The sequence below is a fragment of the Pseudomonas sp. LTR0 genome, from assembly GCF_036630035.1.
GTDB lineage: Bacteria > Pseudomonadota > Gammaproteobacteria > Pseudomonadales > Pseudomonadaceae > Aquipseudomonas > Aquipseudomonas putida_Y.
Genome location: NZ_CP123734.1, coordinates 1,843,523 through 1,860,181 on the forward strand (window position 1 = coordinate 1,843,523; position 16,659 = coordinate 1,860,181).

The following is a 16,659-nucleotide window of genomic DNA, read 5'->3' on the forward strand; positions in this document are numbered from 1 at the left end:
GGAGGCCACCATGACTGCTTATCTACGCCCGGCATTGAGCCTGGCTTTGTTGATGACCCTGGTGACTGGCGCCCTGTATCCGCTGGCGGTGACCGGTATTGCTCAGGTCGCTTTCCCGAACCAGGCCAACGGTAGCCTGGTGCGCGATGCGCAAGGGCAGGTGCGGGGTTCGGCATTGATCGCCCAGGACTTCCAGGGCGATGGCTGGTTCCACTCGCGGCCCTCGGCAGGTGCCTACGCGACCGTGGCCAGCGGCGCCAGCAACCTGTCGCCGAGCAACCCGGCGCTGGCTGAGCGGGTAAGGAGCGATGCGGCCGCGTTGTATCAGGCACAGCAAGGGCCAGTGCCGCAGGCGCTGCTGACTACCTCGGGCAGCGGCCTGGACCCGCACTTGCCACCGGAGGCATTGGCCTATCAGATCCCGCGGGTGGCGGCGGCACGGCAGTTGCCGGTCGAGCGCTTGCAAGCCTTGCTGGAACAGGCCACCCTCCACCCATTGATCGGCCCGCCGGTGGTCAATGTGCTGGCGTTGAACCAGGCGCTTGAGCAACTGAGCCACTGATACTGGGACCGCTTTGCGGCCCTTCGCGGGCAAGCCCGCTCCCACAGGAACAGCGCTCCTTTCGAAGTGGGCGATTTCCTGCGGGAGCGGGCTTGCCCGCGAAGGCCTGGAAAGCTGGCCATCAGTCGACCGCCGTCCCTTCTGAAGGATGAAACATGAGTGACTCCACCCGCGCCGATGCGCTGTTGGCCAACCTCCCGCGAAATGGCCGGGGCCGGCTAAAGGTGTTCCTCGGCGCCGCCCCTGGCGTCGGCAAGACCTTCGCCATGCTTCAGGCCGCCCACGCCCAGCAACGCCAGGGCGTGAAGGTGCTGGCCGGCGTTGTCGAAACCCACGGCCGCGCTGAAACCGAGGTGCTGCTCGCGGGCCTTCAACAGCAACCTCTACTGCGCAGCCAGTATCGCGGTGTCACCCTCGAGGAGATGGACCTCGACGGCCTGCTGCGGGCCGCGCCGGCCTTGGCCCTGGTGGACGAACTGGCCCACACGAACGCCCCCGGCAGCCGCCACGCCAAGCGTTGGCAGGACGTACAGGAACTGTTGGCCGCTGGCATTGATGTATTCACGACGGTCAACGTCCAGCACCTGGAAAGCCTCAACGACAAGGTCCGCGACATTACCGGCGTGCAGGTGCGCGAGACCCTGCCGGACTGGGTGCTGCAGGAAGCCTTCGAGCTGGTGCTGATCGACCTGCCACCGCGAGAGCTGCTCGAACGCCTGCGTGAAGGCAAGGTGTACGTGCCCGAGCAGGCTCGGGCGGCCATTGATGCGTTCTTTTCGCAAACCAACCTCACCGCCCTGCGCGAGCTGGCCATGCAGACCGCCGCTGCTCAGGTCGATGCCGACCTGGCCCACGGCTATCGTCAGCGCGGCCAGGAAGCGCCGGCCTTGCGCGGCCGGTTGCTGGTGGGCATAGACGGTGACGACCAGGCCGAACGCCTGGTGCGCCATGCCAGCCGCGTGGCCCAGCGTCGCCACCTGCCCTGGAGCCTGGTGCATGTGGACAACGGCCGGCTACGTGACGAAACCGCACGGCATCGTTTGCAGGCCGCTCAGCAACTGGCCGAGCGACTGGGCGGGGAAGTGGTGCTGCTGCGTGCTGGTGAAGTGGCCCGCACGCTGATTCAGCATGCTGCCGAGCGGCGGGCCAGCCTGGTGCTGGTCGGGCAGTCCCGTGACCGTCTGCGCAGGCGTTTGTTCGGCACCGGTGTGGCGGCGCGGCTGCTGCGCGAGAGTCATGGCCTGGAAATCAACGTGCTGGACCGTGATGTGCAGCCGCCAGCGCCGCGTTCGGCGGTGCGGCGGGTGTGGGTGTGGCGTCATTACCTGCTGGCGCTGCTGGCCACCGTGATGGCTGCGGGCCTGGCCTGGGCGGTGTCCAGTGTGCTCGCATTGCCCAATATCTCGCTGGTGTTCCTGGCGGCGGTGCTGCTGGTGGCGGTGCGCAGTAGCCTGGGACCTGCGCTGGCCTGCGCTGCGCTGTCGTTCCTGGTCTATGACTTCCTGTTCATACCGCCCAACTTCTCGTTCAGCATTCAGCGCGAAGAAGATGTGCTGACGCTGGTGTTCTTTCTGTTGATGGCTGCGCTCACCGGCAACCTGGCCGCGCGTCAGCGTCGGCAGTTGCAGGCGCTGCGCGAGACCCAGGCGCAGACCAGCCAGTTGCTCGACCTGTCTCGCCGGTTGACGGTAGCCACCGATCGCCAAGCCATATTCAAGGCTGCCGGCCAGCACCTGGGCGGCTGGCAGGACACCCAGGTGTGCTTGCTGGAGCGCAACGCCGAAGGCCAGTTGCAAGTGGCCAGTGGGGAAGCCCACACTTTCAGCGACACCGAACGGGCTGCTGCCGATTGGGCCTGGCAGCACGTGCAGGCCGCTGGCCACGGCAGCGATACCCTGCCCGAAGGCCGCTGGTGGTGGTGGCCGTTGGCGGTGGACGAGCAGCCTCTGGCGTTGCTGGGCGTGCGCCCGCGCACCGGGCGGCCGCTCAGCGACCCTCGCAGGCGCCTGCTCACTGCTCTTGGCCAGCCCTTGGCCCAGGCCCTGGCCCGCGCACGCTTGGCTGAACAGTTGGAAGCCGCACGCCTGCACGGCGAAACCGAGCAACTGCGCAGTGCCCTGCTGGCCTCCGTATCCCATGACTTGCGCACGCCGTTGACCGCCATGCGTGGCAGCATCGACAGCCTGCTGGCGTTGGGCGACGCGATTCCGGCTGAAGACCGCCGCGAGTTGCTGGAAGGCACCCGCAACGAGGCCGAGCGTCTTGATCGCTACATCCAGAACCTGCTGGACATGACCCGCCTGGGCCATGGCGGCCTCAAGCTGGCCCGCGACTGGGTGGCCCCGGCGGACATCGTCGGCAGTGCGCTCAACCGCTTGCGGGTGGTGCTGGCGCCGCTGCGTGTGCACACGGACGTACCGGCCGAGCTGCCATTGCTGTTCGTGCATGCGGCGTTGATCGAGCAGGCGCTGGTCAACGTGCTGGAAAACGCCGCACGCTTTTCGCCGGCCAATGGTCGGCTTGAGCTGCAGGTGGCCGTGCATGACGACCAGTTGCGCCTGACCGTCAGCGACCAGGGCCCCGGCATTCCCGTGGCCGACCGCGAGAAGATCTTCGACATGTTCTATACCGCCGCCCGTGGTGACCGCGGTGGGCAGGGTACCGGGCTGGGCCTGGCTATCTGCCAGGGCATGATCGGTGCCCATGGCGGGCAGATTCTGGTGGGCGAAGGCATTGATGGCCAAGGCACCAGCATCACTTTATGCTTGCCGCTGCCTCCTCAACCTGAAGCCGATAGCGAAACCCCATGAGCCAGTCCGCTACCCTGTTGGTCATCGACGATGAACCGCAGATCCGCAAGTTCCTGCGTATCAGCCTGGCCTCGCAAGGCTACAAGGTGCTGGAGGCAGCCACCGGTGCCGAAGGGTTGGCCCAGGCGGCACTGGGCAAGCCGGATCTGGTGGTGCTCGACCTGGGGCTGCCGGACATGGACGGCCAGCAGGTACTGCGTGAATTGCGTGAATGGAGTGCAGTGCCGGTGATGGTGTTGTCGGTGCGTGCCAGTGAAGTGCAGAAGGTCGATGCGCTGGATGGTGGCGCCAATGACTATGTGACCAAGCCGTTCGGTATCCAGGAGTTTCTCGCGCGCGTGCGGGCTTTGCTGCGCCAGGTGCCACAAGCTGGCGGCTCGGAAGTGGCGGCCTGCTTTGGGCCGCTGACTGTGGATTTTGCCTTCCGGCGGGTGACGCTCGATGGTGTGGAGGTGGCATTGACACGCAAGGAGTATGCGTTGCTGGCGCTGTTGGCCGGGCACCCCGGGCGGGTGATTACCCAGCAGCAACTGCTCAAGGATATCTGGGGGCCTACCCATGCGGAGGATACCCACTACCTGCGGATCGTGGTCGGGCATCTGCGACAGAAACTGGGCGATGACCCCACGGCGCCGCGGTTCATCATTACCGAGGCGGGGGTTGGGTACAGGTTGGTAGCGCCGACAGCATAATCCGCTCCCACAGCCCAAAGGGTTCGTCGGGCGCCTGCTGGGCAGGGTCTCGCACAAGGGATATCAGGCCCTGGGGGGTTCCTTCTCGAACAGCTGGCGCATGACTTCCAGGTAGCGCCGCGCGCCCAGGCCCAACGGGCGCGACTTGATCCAGATAATGTCTACCCACAAGCGCAGTCGGCTGGCCATATTGTCGAAGCGCACCTCGGCGAGTGCGCCCGAGGCAATCAGCGGTTCAACCAATGGCTGCGGCAGGTAGGCCCAGCCCAGCCCGGACTGCACCAGGTCCAGCGTGGCCAGGTAGCTGTCGGTCAGCCAGATGCGCCGGGACAGGACCATGCGCGGGTCCGATCCGGTGGCCTTGCCCGAGGCCACGATGATCTGCCGTTGTTCGGCAAAGGCCTCCTCCGGCAGTGGCGTACCGCTGTTCTGCCCGGCCGGATGGCGCGGTGACGCTACGGCCACCAGCAGTTGGCTGCCGGCTTCGAGGAATGACTCGCGCTCGTCGATGCCGGGCCGTTCGAACACCAGGGCCAATTGCACACTGCCGTCATGCAGCAGGCGAATGGCCTCGGTCTGGGTGGCCGAACGTACCTCGACTTCCAGGCTGGGAAATGCCTGGGCGAGGATTTCCAGCGGTTGGTTCCAGGGGCCGGTCTGCAACTCGGGCGCCATGGCGATGGTCAGGCGTTTTTCCAGGCCTTGGTGCAGTTGCAGGGCCTGGGCGTCGAGCAGGTTGAGCTGGCAGATCACCTGCCTGGCCTGGGGTTCAAGGGCCAGGGCCGCGCTGGTGGGCAGGGCCTTGCGCGTGGCCCGGTCGAACAGCGGCAGGTCCAGCTCGGCCTCAAGCTGGGCGATCGCCATGCTCACGGCTGAAGGTACGCGGCCCAGCTTGCGGGCGGCGGCGGAGAACGAGCCGGCGTCCAGCACTGCGAGGAAAATTGCCAGGGAGTCGCTGGAGAAGGCCATGTTCGGTGAACCTGATGTTGGGGCGTTGTGAGCGAATAGTAATGGATGGGATTGCGAAGGGTAGGGTTTGAAGTATTCGGTGTTTGTGAGATCGAGCGCCGCCTGTATGGCGGTAGAGGTGCGTCGCCTGGGAGATCGAGCGCCGCCCGCGCGGCGCATCGCGAGCTGCGCTCGCTCCTACGTTTGTTTCGGGCCAATCATTCCTGGGGAATCTGCGCGCGAACGCCTTGGGGCGTGGCTTGCTATCGCGTCGTACAAACAAAACGGTCGCGCGCGCCTGCCACAGGCGTTACTGGCCAGAAACAAACGTAGGAGCGAGCGCAGCTCGCGATGCGCCGCGCGGGCGGCGCTCGATTTCTGCCACCCCCTAAAACCCACGGCAAACACACCCGGCCATTACGCAGCGTCATGCCGGGCGGTGTGGCCTTGAGGGTATGGTGGGAGAGGTGCGTCGCCTGGGAGATCGAGCGCCGCCTGTATGGCGGTAGAGGTGCGTCGCCTGGGAGATCGAGCGCCGCCTGTATGGCGGTAGAGGTTCAGCGCCTGTTAGATCGAGCGCCGCCCGCGCGGCGCATCGCGAGCTGCGCTCGCTCCTACGTTTGTTTCTGGCCAGTAACGCCTGTGGCAGGCGCGCGCGACCGCCTTGTTTGTACGACGCGATATCGAGCCATGCGCCAAGGCGTTCGCGCACAAATCCCACAGGAATGATTGGCCCGAAACAAACGTAGGAGCGAGCGCAGCTCGCGATGCGCCGCGCGGGCGGCGCTCGATCTAACAGGCGCTGAACCTCTAAAGCCCAACACCCCAACCCAAAACCCTACAGCCCTTCACCCAGCACCCGGTCAATACAATCAACAAAGTAATCCACGCTGGCCCGGCTGGTACACATCGGCGGTTTGATCTTGAGGATGTTCAGGTAGTCGCCAGTTGGCTGCATGAAGATACCCAGATCCCGCAACCGGTCGCACAGCAGCATGGTCTCTTCGGTGGCCGGCTCCAGGGTGTCGCGGTCGCGCACCAGCTCCAGCCCCAGATAGAAGCCCGAACCATGCGCCGCACCGGCCAGCGGATGCTTGTCGACCAGCGCCTGCAAGCGTGCCTTGAAGTAGCGCCCGGTGTCGCGGGCGTTGTCCCACAGGCCTTCTTCCTGCATGACATCCAGCACCGCCATGCCGATGCGGCAGCTGACCGGGCTGCCTCCGGCCGAGGAAAAGAAGTAGCCCTCGGCCTCCAGCGCCTCGGCGATTTCGCGACGGGTGATGACCACGCCCAGTGGCTGGCCGTTACCCATGCCTTTGGCCATGGTAATGATATCCGGCACCACGCCCTGTTCCTCGAAGCCCCAGAAGTACTCGCCCAGGCGGCCATAACCCACCTGCACTTCGTCGGCGATGCACACCCCGCCGCGGGCGCGGACCTTGGCATAGGCTGCGCGCAGGTAGCCTGCGGGCAGCGAGATACCGCCGGCATTGCCGTACACCGGTTCGCAGATGATGCCCGCCAGCTGACGGCCACGGGCGTCGAGGTCGGCCAGCTTGGCGTCGACGTCTTGCAGGTAGTCGGCGGCGCTGTCGGCCCCGCGGAAACGACCGCGGAAGGTGTTCGGTGCTTCGACCGGGTGTACCCAGTCCGGGCGGGTTTCCAGGGCTTGCGGGTTGTCGGCGATCGACGTGGAGATGGCATCGGTAGCCACTGACCAGCCGTGGTAGGCCTCCAGCACGCTGAGCAGGTCGCGCCCGCCGCTGTAGGCCCAGGCCAGGCGAATCGCCAGGTCGTTGGCCTCGGTGCCGCTGTTGACCATGAACACCCGGTCGAAACCTTCGGGGGCCAGGTCCAGCAGGCGTTCGGAGAACTCGGTGATCGCCGCGTAATGGAAGCGCGAATTGGTGTTCAGCAGTGACCACTGCCGCGCCGACTCGGCAACCATGCGTGGGTGGCCATGGCCCAGCACCGCGACGTTGTTGAGCATGTCCAGATAGGAACGGCCCTGCATGTCGATCAGGTAGTTGCGCCAGCCGCGCTCAATGTGCGGCGGTTGCGCGTAGTAGTGCTTCTGCGAGCGGGCGAAGCTGGCATCGCGGCGGGCCAGCAGCGCTTGCGGATCGGGTAGTGGCTCGGCATCGCAATCGAAACCCAATAATGTGGCTGGCGACGGGCACAGGGCCAGCCACGCAGCAGCCTGTGACGGCGTGGCGAAGAAGGGGGGCTGGATGCTGTTATCCAGGCACAGTTGTACGCTGAGGATACTGCCGCTGCTGCCCAGCGGCTGGCCTTTTTCCACGGCCTGGCCGTCTGCCGGTGCGTCTTCCAGGCCTTGCAGCCACAAAGCCCAGTGCACGGTGCGCAGACAGCCACGGCCGTCGCCATGACGCTGCCAGGTGCCGGCTGCTGGCGCTTGCACAGGGCTGCCGTTGGGCGCATGCAGCTCGACGCCAAGGGCGCAGGTGGCTGGCTCTTCGGGGCGGTCGATATGGGTTTGCGACAGGCGATATTGCCCGTGCAGGCTGCAGGCCGGTGCGGCCTGCGAGGTCAGCAGTTGCTGATCGTAACCGGGTTGTTCCCAGTTACCGGCCTCGAAGTGTTCGCTGAGTACCCCCAGGTCCACCCGTGTGACAGCCTGCCCGGCCAGCTCGGGGAGCAGGGGGGCGCAGCCGTTCAAGTGCGGCGCCGCGGGCTGCAGGCCCGCAGCCTGCAGAATGGCCGCCTCCATCAGGGCGAAAGGCACGGCGGTGGCCGTGTCGAAAATTTCCCATTCGTGGGCAATGTTGTCGCGGGTGTACTGGTTGCCCGGGTCGACGGCTAGCTGTTGTTCGCTGCTCAGCACCAGTACGGCAGCGCGGTTCAGTACCAGCGGCCACAGGGCGCGCAGTTCGGCCTCGGTCAGCGGGTTGAGCGCCTGGTAGGCCTGCACGGCTGGCAGGATGCGCAGCGGGTCGCCCTCGGCGTGGTGCAACAGCGCAGCGCAGGTCACCGACAGGTCGGCGATACGCCAGGTGCGCAGCAGGTCGCCAAAATCGATCACGCCTTGCAGTTGCCACTGACGCTGGGCATCACGGGCCCACACGGTGTTGTCGTCGGTGATGTCCAGGTGCACGGCCTGACTGGGCAGTTGATCGACCAGCGGCATCAAGCGCTCGTTGGCCTGTCGCGTGGCGTGTTCGATGCGGGCGCGTAGCCCGCTGTCCTGCAGCACCGGCAGCAGGTGATCGATCAGTGCCCCGGCATGCTGCGGGTCCCATTGCAAGGTGCGCGCAAGGCCTGGGTGGTCGAAATGGGCAAGCGCCTTGTCCAGCTTTGCACAGAGCCCGCCCAGCTCGGCCATCAGGCGTGGCTCCATGTGCTTGAGGCGGGTCAGCGGTTGGCCTTCGATGTAATCGAGCAGGCGCAGGCGCAGTGGTTGCGCGTCGATGTCCAGTTCCAGCAGCCCCATGCCGTTGTGGGCTGAGCGCACGGCGGGTACCGGCAAGCCTTGATCGCGCAGGAAGGCCAGGGCGGCGTGCTGGGCTTCAAGCTCCAGCTGGGCATAGCTGCCGTGGCAGGCCTTCAGCACATAGCCACCTTGCGGCGTGACCACGCGAAAGTTCAGGTCTTGCTGGCTGCCCAGTAGCGACAGGTTGCCGGCAAGGCCGTAGTGGGCCTGCAGCACAGCGTGTGCCTGGGCTTCGCTCAGCGTTGGGCTGGGCAGGCCGGAGCGCTGGATCAGGGTGGCCAGGGCGGGGGAAGCGGGCTGGGGTTGGGGGCTGGACATGGGCTCTACCGTGGGTACTGGGAGGTGACGGTGGAGAATTTATGCCCGATCCGGCTGATGATGGAAGACGATTATTGTCAGAAAAATTGATCACTGCTGCATTGCGTCAGGGCGGCAAGGCGCCTGCCTTGGTTTTTGTGGTGTTGCGTAGATCGAGCGCCGCCCGCGCGGCGCATCGCGAGCAAGCTCGCTCCTACATTTGTTTCGGGCCAATTATTCCTGGGGCAGACGCGCGCGTCCCCTTGGCGCTCAACTCGACATCGTGGGGAACAAACAAGGCGGTCGCGCGCGCAGGCACAGGCGATACTGGCCCGAAACAAATGTAGGAGCGAGCTTGCTCGCGATGCGCCGCGCGGGCGGCGCTCGATCTCCGCAACACCGCAAGAACCAAGGCGAACACCCACCCATTCCCTACGAACCCTCAACCTCCAAAAACGCCGCCTCCAGCAACTGCCGGGTATACGGATGCTGCGGCGCATGGAAGATCGCCTGCGCATCCCCTTGCTCCACCACCTGCCCATGCTTGATCACCATCAACTGGTGGCTCAGCGCCTTGACCACCGCCAGGTCATGGCTGATGAACAGGTACGTCAGGTTGTACTTTTGCTGCAGGTTACGCAGCAATTCCACTACCTGCCGCTGCACGGTGCGGTCAAGTGCCGACGTGGGTTCATCCAGCAGAATCAGCGCTGGCTTCAACACCAGCGCTCGGGCAATGGCAATGCGCTGGCGCTGCCCACCAGAGAACTCATGGGGGTAGCGATGCCGCGTGCGTGGGTCCAGGCCTACTTCCTCCAGGGCCGCGATAATCGCCGCTTCCTGTTCCTGCGCGGTGCCAATGCCGTGAATGCGCAACCCTTCACCCACAATGTCCGCCACGCACATGCGCGGGCTCAGGCTGCCAAACGGATCCTGGAACACTACCTGCATCTCGCGCCGCAGGGGGCGCACCGCTTTCTGGTTAAGCCCTTCGAGGTTCTGCCCATGAAAGCGAATGCCGCCTTGGCTGGAGATCAGCCGCAAGATGGCCAGGCCCAATGTGGACTTGCCCGACCCGGATTCGCCAACAATGCCCAGCGTCTGGCCCTGGGGCAAGCTGAAGTTGACCCCGTCCACCGCCTTCACATGATCGACCGTGCGCTGCAGAAAGCCCTTCTTGATCGGGAACCAGACCTTGAGCTCATCCACCTCCAGCAACGGCGCGCCCACCGGGTTGTGCGCCGGCAGCCCGCTGGGCTCGGCATTGATGAGCATCTGCGTGTAGTGGTGCTGCGGGGCGCTGAACAGCGTGGCGCATTCGGCCTGCTCCACGATCTGCCCGTGCTGCATCACACACACACGATGGGCGATGCGTCGCACCAGGTTCAGGTCATGGCTGATCAGCAACAGGGCCATGCCCAGCCGCGCCTGCAGTTCCTTGAGCAGTTCGAGGATCTTCAACTGCACGGTCACATCCAGCGCCGTGGTCGGCTCGTCGGCAATCAGCAGCTCGGGCTCGTTGGCCAGCGCCATGGCGATCATTACCCGCTGGCGCTGTCCGCCCGACAACTCGTGGGGCAGGGCCTTGAGGCGCTTGTGCGGCTCGGGAATGCCGACCATATCCAGCAGCTCCAGCGTGCGCGCAGTCGCTTCCTTGCCGGTCAGGCCCTTGTGCAGCAGGAGGATTTCGTTGATCTGCTTCTCGATGCAATGCAGCGGGTTGAGCGAGGTCATCGGCTCCTGGAAGATCATCGCAATGCGGTTACCGCGAATGCGTTGCAGGGTCTTCTCGTTCTGCTGCAGCAAGTCCTTGCCTTCGTAGTGGATGCTGCCGCTGGGGTGGCGGGCCAGGGGGTAGGGCAGCAGGCGCAAAATCGAGTGTGCGGTGACCGATTTACCCGAGCCACTTTCGCCCACCAGAGCCAGTGTCTCGCCTTTGCGGATATCGAAGCTGACGCCGCCCACCACCCGGTTGACCTGGTCCCCGGTCACGAATTCCACGGCCAGGTTCCGCACTTCGATCAGGTTCTGTTCACTCATGTCACTTCCTCGGGTCGAAGGCATCGCGGGCGGATTCGCCGATGAACACCAGCAGGCTCAGCATCAGCGCCAGCACGGCAAAGGCGCTGATACCCAGCCACGGGGCCTGCAGGTTGGACTTGCCCTGCGCCACCAGCTCGCCCAAGGAAGGCGAACCGGCAGGCAGGCCGAAGCCGAGGAAGTCCAGGGCTGTGAGGGTGCCGATGGCGCCGGTGAGAATGAACGGCATGAAGGTCATGGTCGAGATCATGGCATTAGGCAGGATGTGCCGGTACATGATCGCCCCGTTGCGCATGCCCAGCGCGCGGGCGGCGCGCACGTATTCCAGATTGCGTCCGCGCAGGAACTCGGCGCGTACCACGTCCACCAGGCTCATCCACGAGAACAGCAACATGATGCCCAGCAGCCACCAGAAGTTGGGCTGCACGAAGCTGGCCAGGATGATCAGCAGGTACAGCACAGGCAGGCCGGACCAGATTTCCAGAAAGCGTTGCCCGGTCAGGTCGACCCAGCCACCGTAGAACCCCTGCAAGGCGCCGGCGATGACGCCGATAATGGAGCTGGCCACGGTCAAGGTGAGAGCAAACAGAACCGAAATGCGGAAGCCGTAGATCACCCGTGCCAGCACGTCGCGGCCCTGGTCGTCGGTGCCCAGCCAGTTGTCCGCCGAAGGTGGGGCAGGGGCGGGGACACGCAGGTCATAGTTGATGCTCTGGTAGCTGAACGGGATGGGCGCCCACAGCACGAAGCTGTCTTTCTTCGCCAGCAGTTCGCGGATGTAGGGGCTCTTGTAGTTGGCTTCCAGCGGGAATTCGCCGCCGAAGGTGGTTTCCGGGTAGCGCTTGAACGCCGGGAAGTACCATTCGCCGTCGTAACGGACGGCGATCGGTTTGTCGTTGGCGATCAGCTCGGCGCCCAGGCTCAGCCCGAACAGAATCAGGAACAGCCACAGTGACCACCAGCCACGGCGGTTGGCCTTGAAACGCTCGAAGCGCCGGCGGTTGAGGGGGGACAAGGCCATGTCAGTGCTCCCGGCTGGCAAAGTCGATGCGTGGATCGACCAGGGTGTAGGTCAGGTCGCCGATCAGTTTCACCACCAGCCCTAACAGGGTGAAGATGAACAGGGTACCGAAGACCACCGGGTAGTCGCGGTTGATGGCCGCTTCAAAACTCATCAGGCCCAGGCCGTCGAGGCTGAAGATCACCTCGATCAGCAAGGAGCCGGTGAAGAAGATGCCGATGAACGCCGAAGGGAAGCCGGCGATCACCAGCAGCATGGCGTTGCGGAACACGTGGCCGTACAGCACCCGTGATCGGCTCAGGCCCTTGGCCTTGGCGGTGACCACGTACTGTTTGTTGATCTCGTCGAGGAAGCTGTTCTTGGTCAGCAGGGTCATGGTGGCGAAGTTACCGATGACCAGTGCGGTGATCGGCAGTACCAGGTGCCAGAAGTAGTCCAGCACCTTGCCGGTGGTGCTCAGTTCGTCGAAGTTGTTGGAGGTGAGGCCACGCAGCGGGAACCAGTCGAAGTAGCTGCCACCGGCGAACAGCACGATCAGCAGGATGGCGAACAGGAACGCCGGGATGGCGTAGCCGACGATGATCGCTGAGCTGGTCCACACGTCGAAGTGGCTGCCGTGGCGCACGGCCTTGGCGATCCCCAGCGGGATCGACACCAGGTACATGATCAGCGTGCTCCACAGCCCCAGCGAGATCGAAACCGGCATCTTCTCGGCGATCAGGTCGATCACCTTGGCATCGCGGAAGAAACTGTCGCCGAAGTCCAGCCGGGCGTAGTTCTTGATCATGATCCACAAGCGTTCGGGTGGCGACTTGTCGAAGCCGTACATGCGCTCGATTTCAGCGATCAGCGCCGGGTCCAGGCCCTGGGCGCCGCGGTAGTTGGAGCCGGCCACGGAAACCTCGGCGCCGCCACCTGCAATGCGGCTGGTGGCGCCTTCGAAGCCTTCGAGCTTGGCGATCATCTGCTCGACCGGGCCACCGGGGGCGGCCTGGACGATGATGAAGTTGATGATGAGGATGCCGAACAGGGTCGGAATGATCAGCAGCAGGCGGCGCAGGATGTAGGCCAGCATCTCAGTTGGCCTCGTCCACAGGGTCTTCGCTGACCGCCGGAGTTACCTCGGGCTTGATCCACCAGGTGTCGATGCCGATGTCGTACTTGGGCGACACGTTCGGGTGGCCGATGTGGTTCCAGTAGGCCACACGCCAGGTCTTGATGTGCCAGTTGGGGATCACGTAGTAGCCCCACAGCAACACGCGGTCGAGGGCGCGGCAGTGGTCGATCAGGCTCTGGCGCGAGTCGGCGTTGATCAACTGTTCCACCAACTGGTCAATGGCCGGGTCGCGCAGGCCGATGAAGTTGCGGCTGCCGGGGTTGTCGGCGGCGGCACTGGACCAGAACTCGCGCTGTTCGTTGCCCGGCGAATTGGACTGCGGATAACCGCCGACGATCATGTCGTAGTCCCGAGAACGCAGGCGGGTGATGTATTGCGAAACGTCGACCCGGCGGATGTTCAGCTCGATACCGAGGTCGGCAAGGTTGCGTTTGAAGGGCAGCAGGATGCGCTCGAACTCGGTCTGCGCCAGCAGGAATTCGATGCTTACCGGCTTGCCTTGGGCGTCGACCATCTTGTCGTCGACGATTTTCCAGCCCGCGTCCTGCAACAACTTGTAGGCCTGGCGCTGTTGCTCGCGGATCATGCCGCTGCCGTCACTGACCGGGTTGTGGAAGACCTCGGTAAACACTTGCTCGGGCACTTTGCCGCGCAGTGGTTCGAGGATTTTGAGCTCGTTGGGGCTGGGCAGTCCATGGGCGGCCATTTCCGAGTTGTCGAAGTAGCTGCTGGTGCGGGTATAGGCGCCGTTGAACAGCTGTTTGTTGGTCCACTCGTAGTCCAGCAGCAGGCTTAGTGCCTGGCGCACGCGAACATCCTGGAACACTGGGCGGCGGATGTTGAAGATGAAACCCTGCATGCCGGTGGGGTTGCCGTTGGGCAGCTCCTCCTTGATCAGGCGACCCTCGCGCACGGCAGGCACGTCGTAGGCGGTGGCCCAGTTCTTTGCGCTGACTTCCAGGGCATAGTCGAACGCCCCGGCCTTGAGTGCTTGAAGGGCGACGGTGGTGTCGCGGTAGGAGTCGAAGGTCATGACATCGAAGTTGTAGAAGCCCCGGTTGATCGGCAGGTCCTTGGCCCAGTAGTCCTTGACCCGCTCGTAGCGCACCGAGCGCCCGGCCTTGACCTTGGCGACCTTGTACGGGCCGCTGCCCAGCGGGATCTCCAGGTTGCCGCGGTTGAATTCGCGGTTTTCGTACCAGTGCTTGGGCAATACCGGCAACTGGCCGAGAATCAGCGGCAGTTCGCGGTTGTTGGTGTGCTTGAACTTGAACAGCACCTTCAGCGGGTCTTCGGCGACCACTTCGGCAACGTCGGCGTAGTACTGGCGGTACAGCGGGGCGCCGTCCTTGATCAGGGCGTTGAACGTGAACACCACGTCGTCGGCGCGCATCGGATGGCCGTCATGGAAGCGCGCTTCGGGGCGCAGATAGAAGCGCACCCAGCTGTTGTCCGGAGCCTTTTCGATCTTACCGGCAACCAAGCCGTATTCGGTGAACGGTTCATCCTGGCTCTGGCGCATCAGGGTGTCGTAGATAATGCCGATGTTCTCGGCCGCCACGCCTTTGTTGATGAACGGGTTGAGGCTGTCGAAGCCGCCGAAGCTGGACTGGCGGAAGGTGCCCCCCTTGGGCGCATCCGGGTTGACGTAGTCGAAGTGCTTGAAGTCGGCGGGGTACTTGGGTGGCTCATCGTAAAGGGTGAGCGCGTGCTGCGGTGCGGCCAGCGCGGGAAGGCTCAGGCAGGCGAGCAACAGGCTGCCTGCCAGCCGGCGCAGACGGTGCGTTGGCGTCATTGGGCTTTCTCCGAAGTCTTGATCCACCAGCTGTTCAGCCCAAGGGTGTAGGGCGGCGTGGTGACGAAGGCGAACCGGTTGCGGTAGGCCAGGCGATGGTTGTCGAGGTACCAGTTGGGGATCATGTAGTAGTGCCATGAAAGCACGCGGTCCAGGGCGCGGGCAGCGGCGACCTGGTCATCGCGGGTACGGGCGGCGAGCAGGGTGTCGAGCAGGTGGTCGACTACCGGGTCCTTGACCCCAGCATAGTTCTTGCTGCCCTTTGTCGTGGCTTGGCTGGAATGGAAGTACAGCCACTGTTCGAGGCCGGGGCTCAGGGTCTGGTTCAGTGTCATCAGAATCATGTCGAAATCGAACTGGTCCAGGCGTTGTTTGTACTGGGCGCGGTCCACGGTACGCAAGCGCGCATCGATGCCGATGCTGGACAGGTTTTCGACATAAGGTTGCAGGATGCGTTCAAGGTTGGGGTTTACCAGCAGCAGTTCCATGCGTAATTGCTGGCCCTTGCTGTTGACCAGGCGCTGGCCGTGCAGTTTCCAGCCGGCCTCGGCGAGCAGGCCCAGGGCCTGGCGCAGGGTCTGGCGGCTGATACCCCGGCCATCGGTGTGGCTGACCTTGTAGGGTTCGCTGAACAGCTTGGCGGGCAACTGGTCACGGAACGGCGCCAGCAGCAGCCACTCCTTGCCGGTGGGCAGGCCGCTGGCGGCGAACTCGCTGTTGGGGTAGTAGCTGGTCGAGCGGCGGTAGGCGCTGCTGAACAGCGCGCGGTTGGTCCACTCGAAGTCCAGCATCAGCCCCAGTGCCTGGCGTACCCGCGGGTCGCTGAACGCGGCCCTGCGGCTGTTCATGAACAGGCCCTGTGTTTGCGTGGGGATACTGTGCGGGATTTGTGCCTTGATCACTTCACCCCGGCGCACGGCAGGGAAGTTGTAACCGTTGGCCCAGTTTTTTGCCTGGTGCTCGATATAGATGTCGAACTCGCCGGCCTTGAATGCTTCGAAGGCCACCGTGGCGTCGCGATAGAACTCGTATTCCACCCGATTGAAATTGTACTTGCCACGGTTGACCGCCAGGTCTTTGCCCCAGTAGTTCTTCACCCGTTCGAACACCAGGCGTCGCCCGGGTTGTACCTGGGTGATGCGGTAGGGGCCGCTGCCCAACGGGGGCTCGAAGGTGGTGGCCTTGAAGTCGCGCTTCTGCCAGTAGTGTTTAGGCAGCACAGGCATTTCGCCCAGACGCAGAATCAGCAGCGGGTTGCCGGCGCGTTTGAACACGAAGCGGATGCGTAGCGGGCCGAGGATATCTACCCGCTGCACTTCCTGCAGGTTGGTGCGGTAGATCGGGTGGCCATCCTTGAGCAGCGTGCGGTAGGAGAAGGCCACGTCAGCCGAGGTGATCGGCTGGCCGTCATGCCAGCGGGCCTCCGGGCGCAGGTTGAACACCACCCAGCTGCGGTCCTCACTGTATTCCACCGAGCGGGCGATCAGGCCGTAGCTGGAGGTCGGCTCGTCACCAGACGGGTCGTATTGGCCGGTGCCTACCATCAGTGGCTCGTTCAGCTCGCTGATGCCGTACTGCTGGAAGTTGGGCGTGGTAATCGGGCTCGACCCCTTGAAGGTGTAGGGGTTGAGTGTGTCGAAGGTGCCAAAAGCCATGGCCCGCAATGTGCCGCCCTTGGGCGCTTGCGGGTTGACCCAGTCGAAGTGGGTGAAGGTGGCTGGGTACTTGAGCGTGCCGAACTGCGCGTATCCGTGGCTTTCGCTCACCATCGCGGCTGCGGGAAAGCTCAAGGCCAGGCTGAGTGACAGCAGGAGGGGACGTATCAAGTCGGCATCCGATCCAGAGGCGTTGGGCTTTGATCGAGTACAGTAACAGCTTGGTGGGATTGGAAAAAGAGAGGGGCTGGGGTTTTCCAGTGGCTGGGTT

The 16,659-nt window shown here is 64.3% G+C and carries 11 protein-coding genes; 4 read left to right on the top strand and 7 right to left on the bottom strand.

Annotation, left to right across the window (positions count from 1 at the left end; translation table 11 throughout):
- Positions 1 to 10: 10 nt before the first annotated feature.
- The 3 genes from kdpC (at position 11) to QCL51_RS08435 (ending at position 4,064) form a co-directional block, all read left to right on the top strand.
- Positions 11 to 562, top strand: a complete 552-nt coding sequence (kdpC, locus tag QCL51_RS08425) for a potassium-transporting ATPase subunit KdpC (protein ID WP_021785491.1) — start codon at positions 11 to 13, stop codon at positions 560 to 562.
- A gap of 155 nt (positions 563 to 717) precedes the next feature.
- Positions 718 to 3,372 carry a sensor histidine kinase KdpD gene (locus QCL51_RS08430; RefSeq protein WP_021785492.1) on the top strand — a complete coding sequence of 885 codons (2,655 nt, stop codon included), beginning with the start codon at positions 718 to 720 and terminating at the stop codon, positions 3,370 to 3,372.
- Positions 3,369 to 4,064: a response regulator gene (locus tag QCL51_RS08435; protein ID WP_021785493.1), complete on the top strand. Its 696-nt coding sequence runs from the start codon at positions 3,369 to 3,371 to the stop codon at positions 4,062 to 4,064. The genes QCL51_RS08430 and QCL51_RS08435 overlap by 4 nt, the downstream gene beginning before the upstream one ends.
- A gap of 63 nt (positions 4,065 to 4,127) precedes the next feature.
- On the opposite strand, the gene QCL51_RS08440 is transcribed toward QCL51_RS08435, so the two are convergent.
- Positions 4,128 to 5,033 carry a LysR family transcriptional regulator gene (locus tag QCL51_RS08440; protein WP_021785494.1) on the bottom strand — a complete coding sequence of 302 codons (906 nt, stop codon included), beginning with the start codon at positions 5,031 to 5,033 and terminating at the stop codon, positions 4,128 to 4,130.
- A gap of 817 nt (positions 5,034 to 5,850) precedes the next feature.
- Positions 5,851 to 8,781 (bottom strand): aminotransferase, encoded by a 2,931-nt coding sequence (locus QCL51_RS08445; RefSeq protein WP_338444745.1) that lies wholly within the window; start codon positions 8,779 to 8,781, stop codon positions 5,851 to 5,853.
- Positions 8,782 to 8,822: 41 nt separating this feature from the next.
- On the opposite strand from QCL51_RS08445, the gene QCL51_RS08450 reads away from it, so the two are divergent.
- Positions 8,823 to 9,107, top strand: a complete 285-nt coding sequence (locus QCL51_RS08450; protein ID WP_238090219.1) for a hypothetical protein — start codon at positions 8,823 to 8,825, stop codon at positions 9,105 to 9,107.
- Positions 9,108 to 9,192: 85 nt separating this feature from the next.
- On the opposite strand, the gene QCL51_RS08455 is transcribed toward QCL51_RS08450, so the two are convergent.
- From QCL51_RS08455 to QCL51_RS08475, 5 genes are read right to left on the bottom strand one after another with little or no spacing between them, the layout of a single operon-like run.
- Positions 9,193 to 10,800, bottom strand: a complete 1,608-nt coding sequence (locus QCL51_RS08455; protein ID WP_021783282.1) for an ABC transporter ATP-binding protein — start codon at positions 10,798 to 10,800, stop codon at positions 9,193 to 9,195.
- A 1-nt stretch (position 10,801) separates the two neighbouring features.
- A complete protein-coding gene (locus QCL51_RS08460; RefSeq protein ID WP_021783281.1) occupies positions 10,802 to 11,821 on the bottom strand; it encodes an ABC transporter permease in 1,020 nt (339 codons plus the stop codon).
- A 1-nt stretch (position 11,822) separates the two neighbouring features.
- The gene (locus QCL51_RS08465; protein ID WP_021783280.1) at positions 11,823 to 12,896 is read right to left on the bottom strand and encodes a microcin C ABC transporter permease YejB; all 1,074 of its coding nucleotides are present in this window, start codon (positions 12,894 to 12,896) and stop codon (positions 11,823 to 11,825) included.
- Between the two features lies 1 nt (position 12,897).
- Complete coding sequence (locus tag QCL51_RS08470; protein ID WP_021783279.1) at positions 12,898 to 14,733, bottom strand: extracellular solute-binding protein; 1,836 nt, start codon at positions 14,731 to 14,733, stop codon at positions 12,898 to 12,900.
- Positions 14,730 to 16,559, bottom strand: coding sequence for an extracellular solute-binding protein (locus QCL51_RS08475; RefSeq protein ID WP_198554906.1), 1,830 nt, complete (start codon positions 16,557 to 16,559; stop codon positions 14,730 to 14,732). The genes QCL51_RS08470 and QCL51_RS08475 overlap by 4 nt, the downstream gene beginning before the upstream one ends.
- Positions 16,560 to 16,659 lie beyond the last annotated feature (100 nt).

Bases quoted from the DNA above. Each gene is read 5' to 3' on its own strand.
- kdpC (WP_021785491.1), top strand. From the start codon at position 11: ATGACTGCTTATCTACGCCCGGCATTGAGCCTGGCTTTGTTGATGACC.
- QCL51_RS08450 (WP_238090219.1), top strand. From the start codon at position 8,823: ATGCCCGATCCGGCTGATGATGGAAGACGATTATTGTCAGAAAAATTG.
- QCL51_RS08430 (WP_021785492.1), top strand. From the start codon at position 718: ATGAGTGACTCCACCCGCGCCGATGCGCTGTTGGCCAACCTCCCGCGA.
- QCL51_RS08440 (WP_021785494.1), bottom strand. From the start codon at position 5,033: ATGGCCTTCTCCAGCGACTCCCTGGCAATTTTCCTCGCAGTGCTGGAC.
- QCL51_RS08435 (WP_021785493.1), top strand. From the start codon at position 3,369: ATGAGCCAGTCCGCTACCCTGTTGGTCATCGACGATGAACCGCAGATC.
- QCL51_RS08455 (WP_021783282.1), bottom strand. From the start codon at position 10,800: ATGAGTGAACAGAACCTGATCGAAGTGCGGAACCTGGCCGTGGAATTC.
- QCL51_RS08470 (WP_021783279.1), bottom strand. From the start codon at position 14,733: ATGACGCCAACGCACCGTCTGCGCCGGCTGGCAGGCAGCCTGTTGCTC.
- QCL51_RS08445 (WP_338444745.1), bottom strand. From the start codon at position 8,781: ATGTCCAGCCCCCAACCCCAGCCCGCTTCCCCCGCCCTGGCCACCCTG.
- QCL51_RS08465 (WP_021783280.1), bottom strand. From the start codon at position 12,896: ATGCTGGCCTACATCCTGCGCCGCCTGCTGCTGATCATTCCGACCCTG.
- QCL51_RS08460 (WP_021783281.1), bottom strand. From the start codon at position 11,821: ATGGCCTTGTCCCCCCTCAACCGCCGGCGCTTCGAGCGTTTCAAGGCC.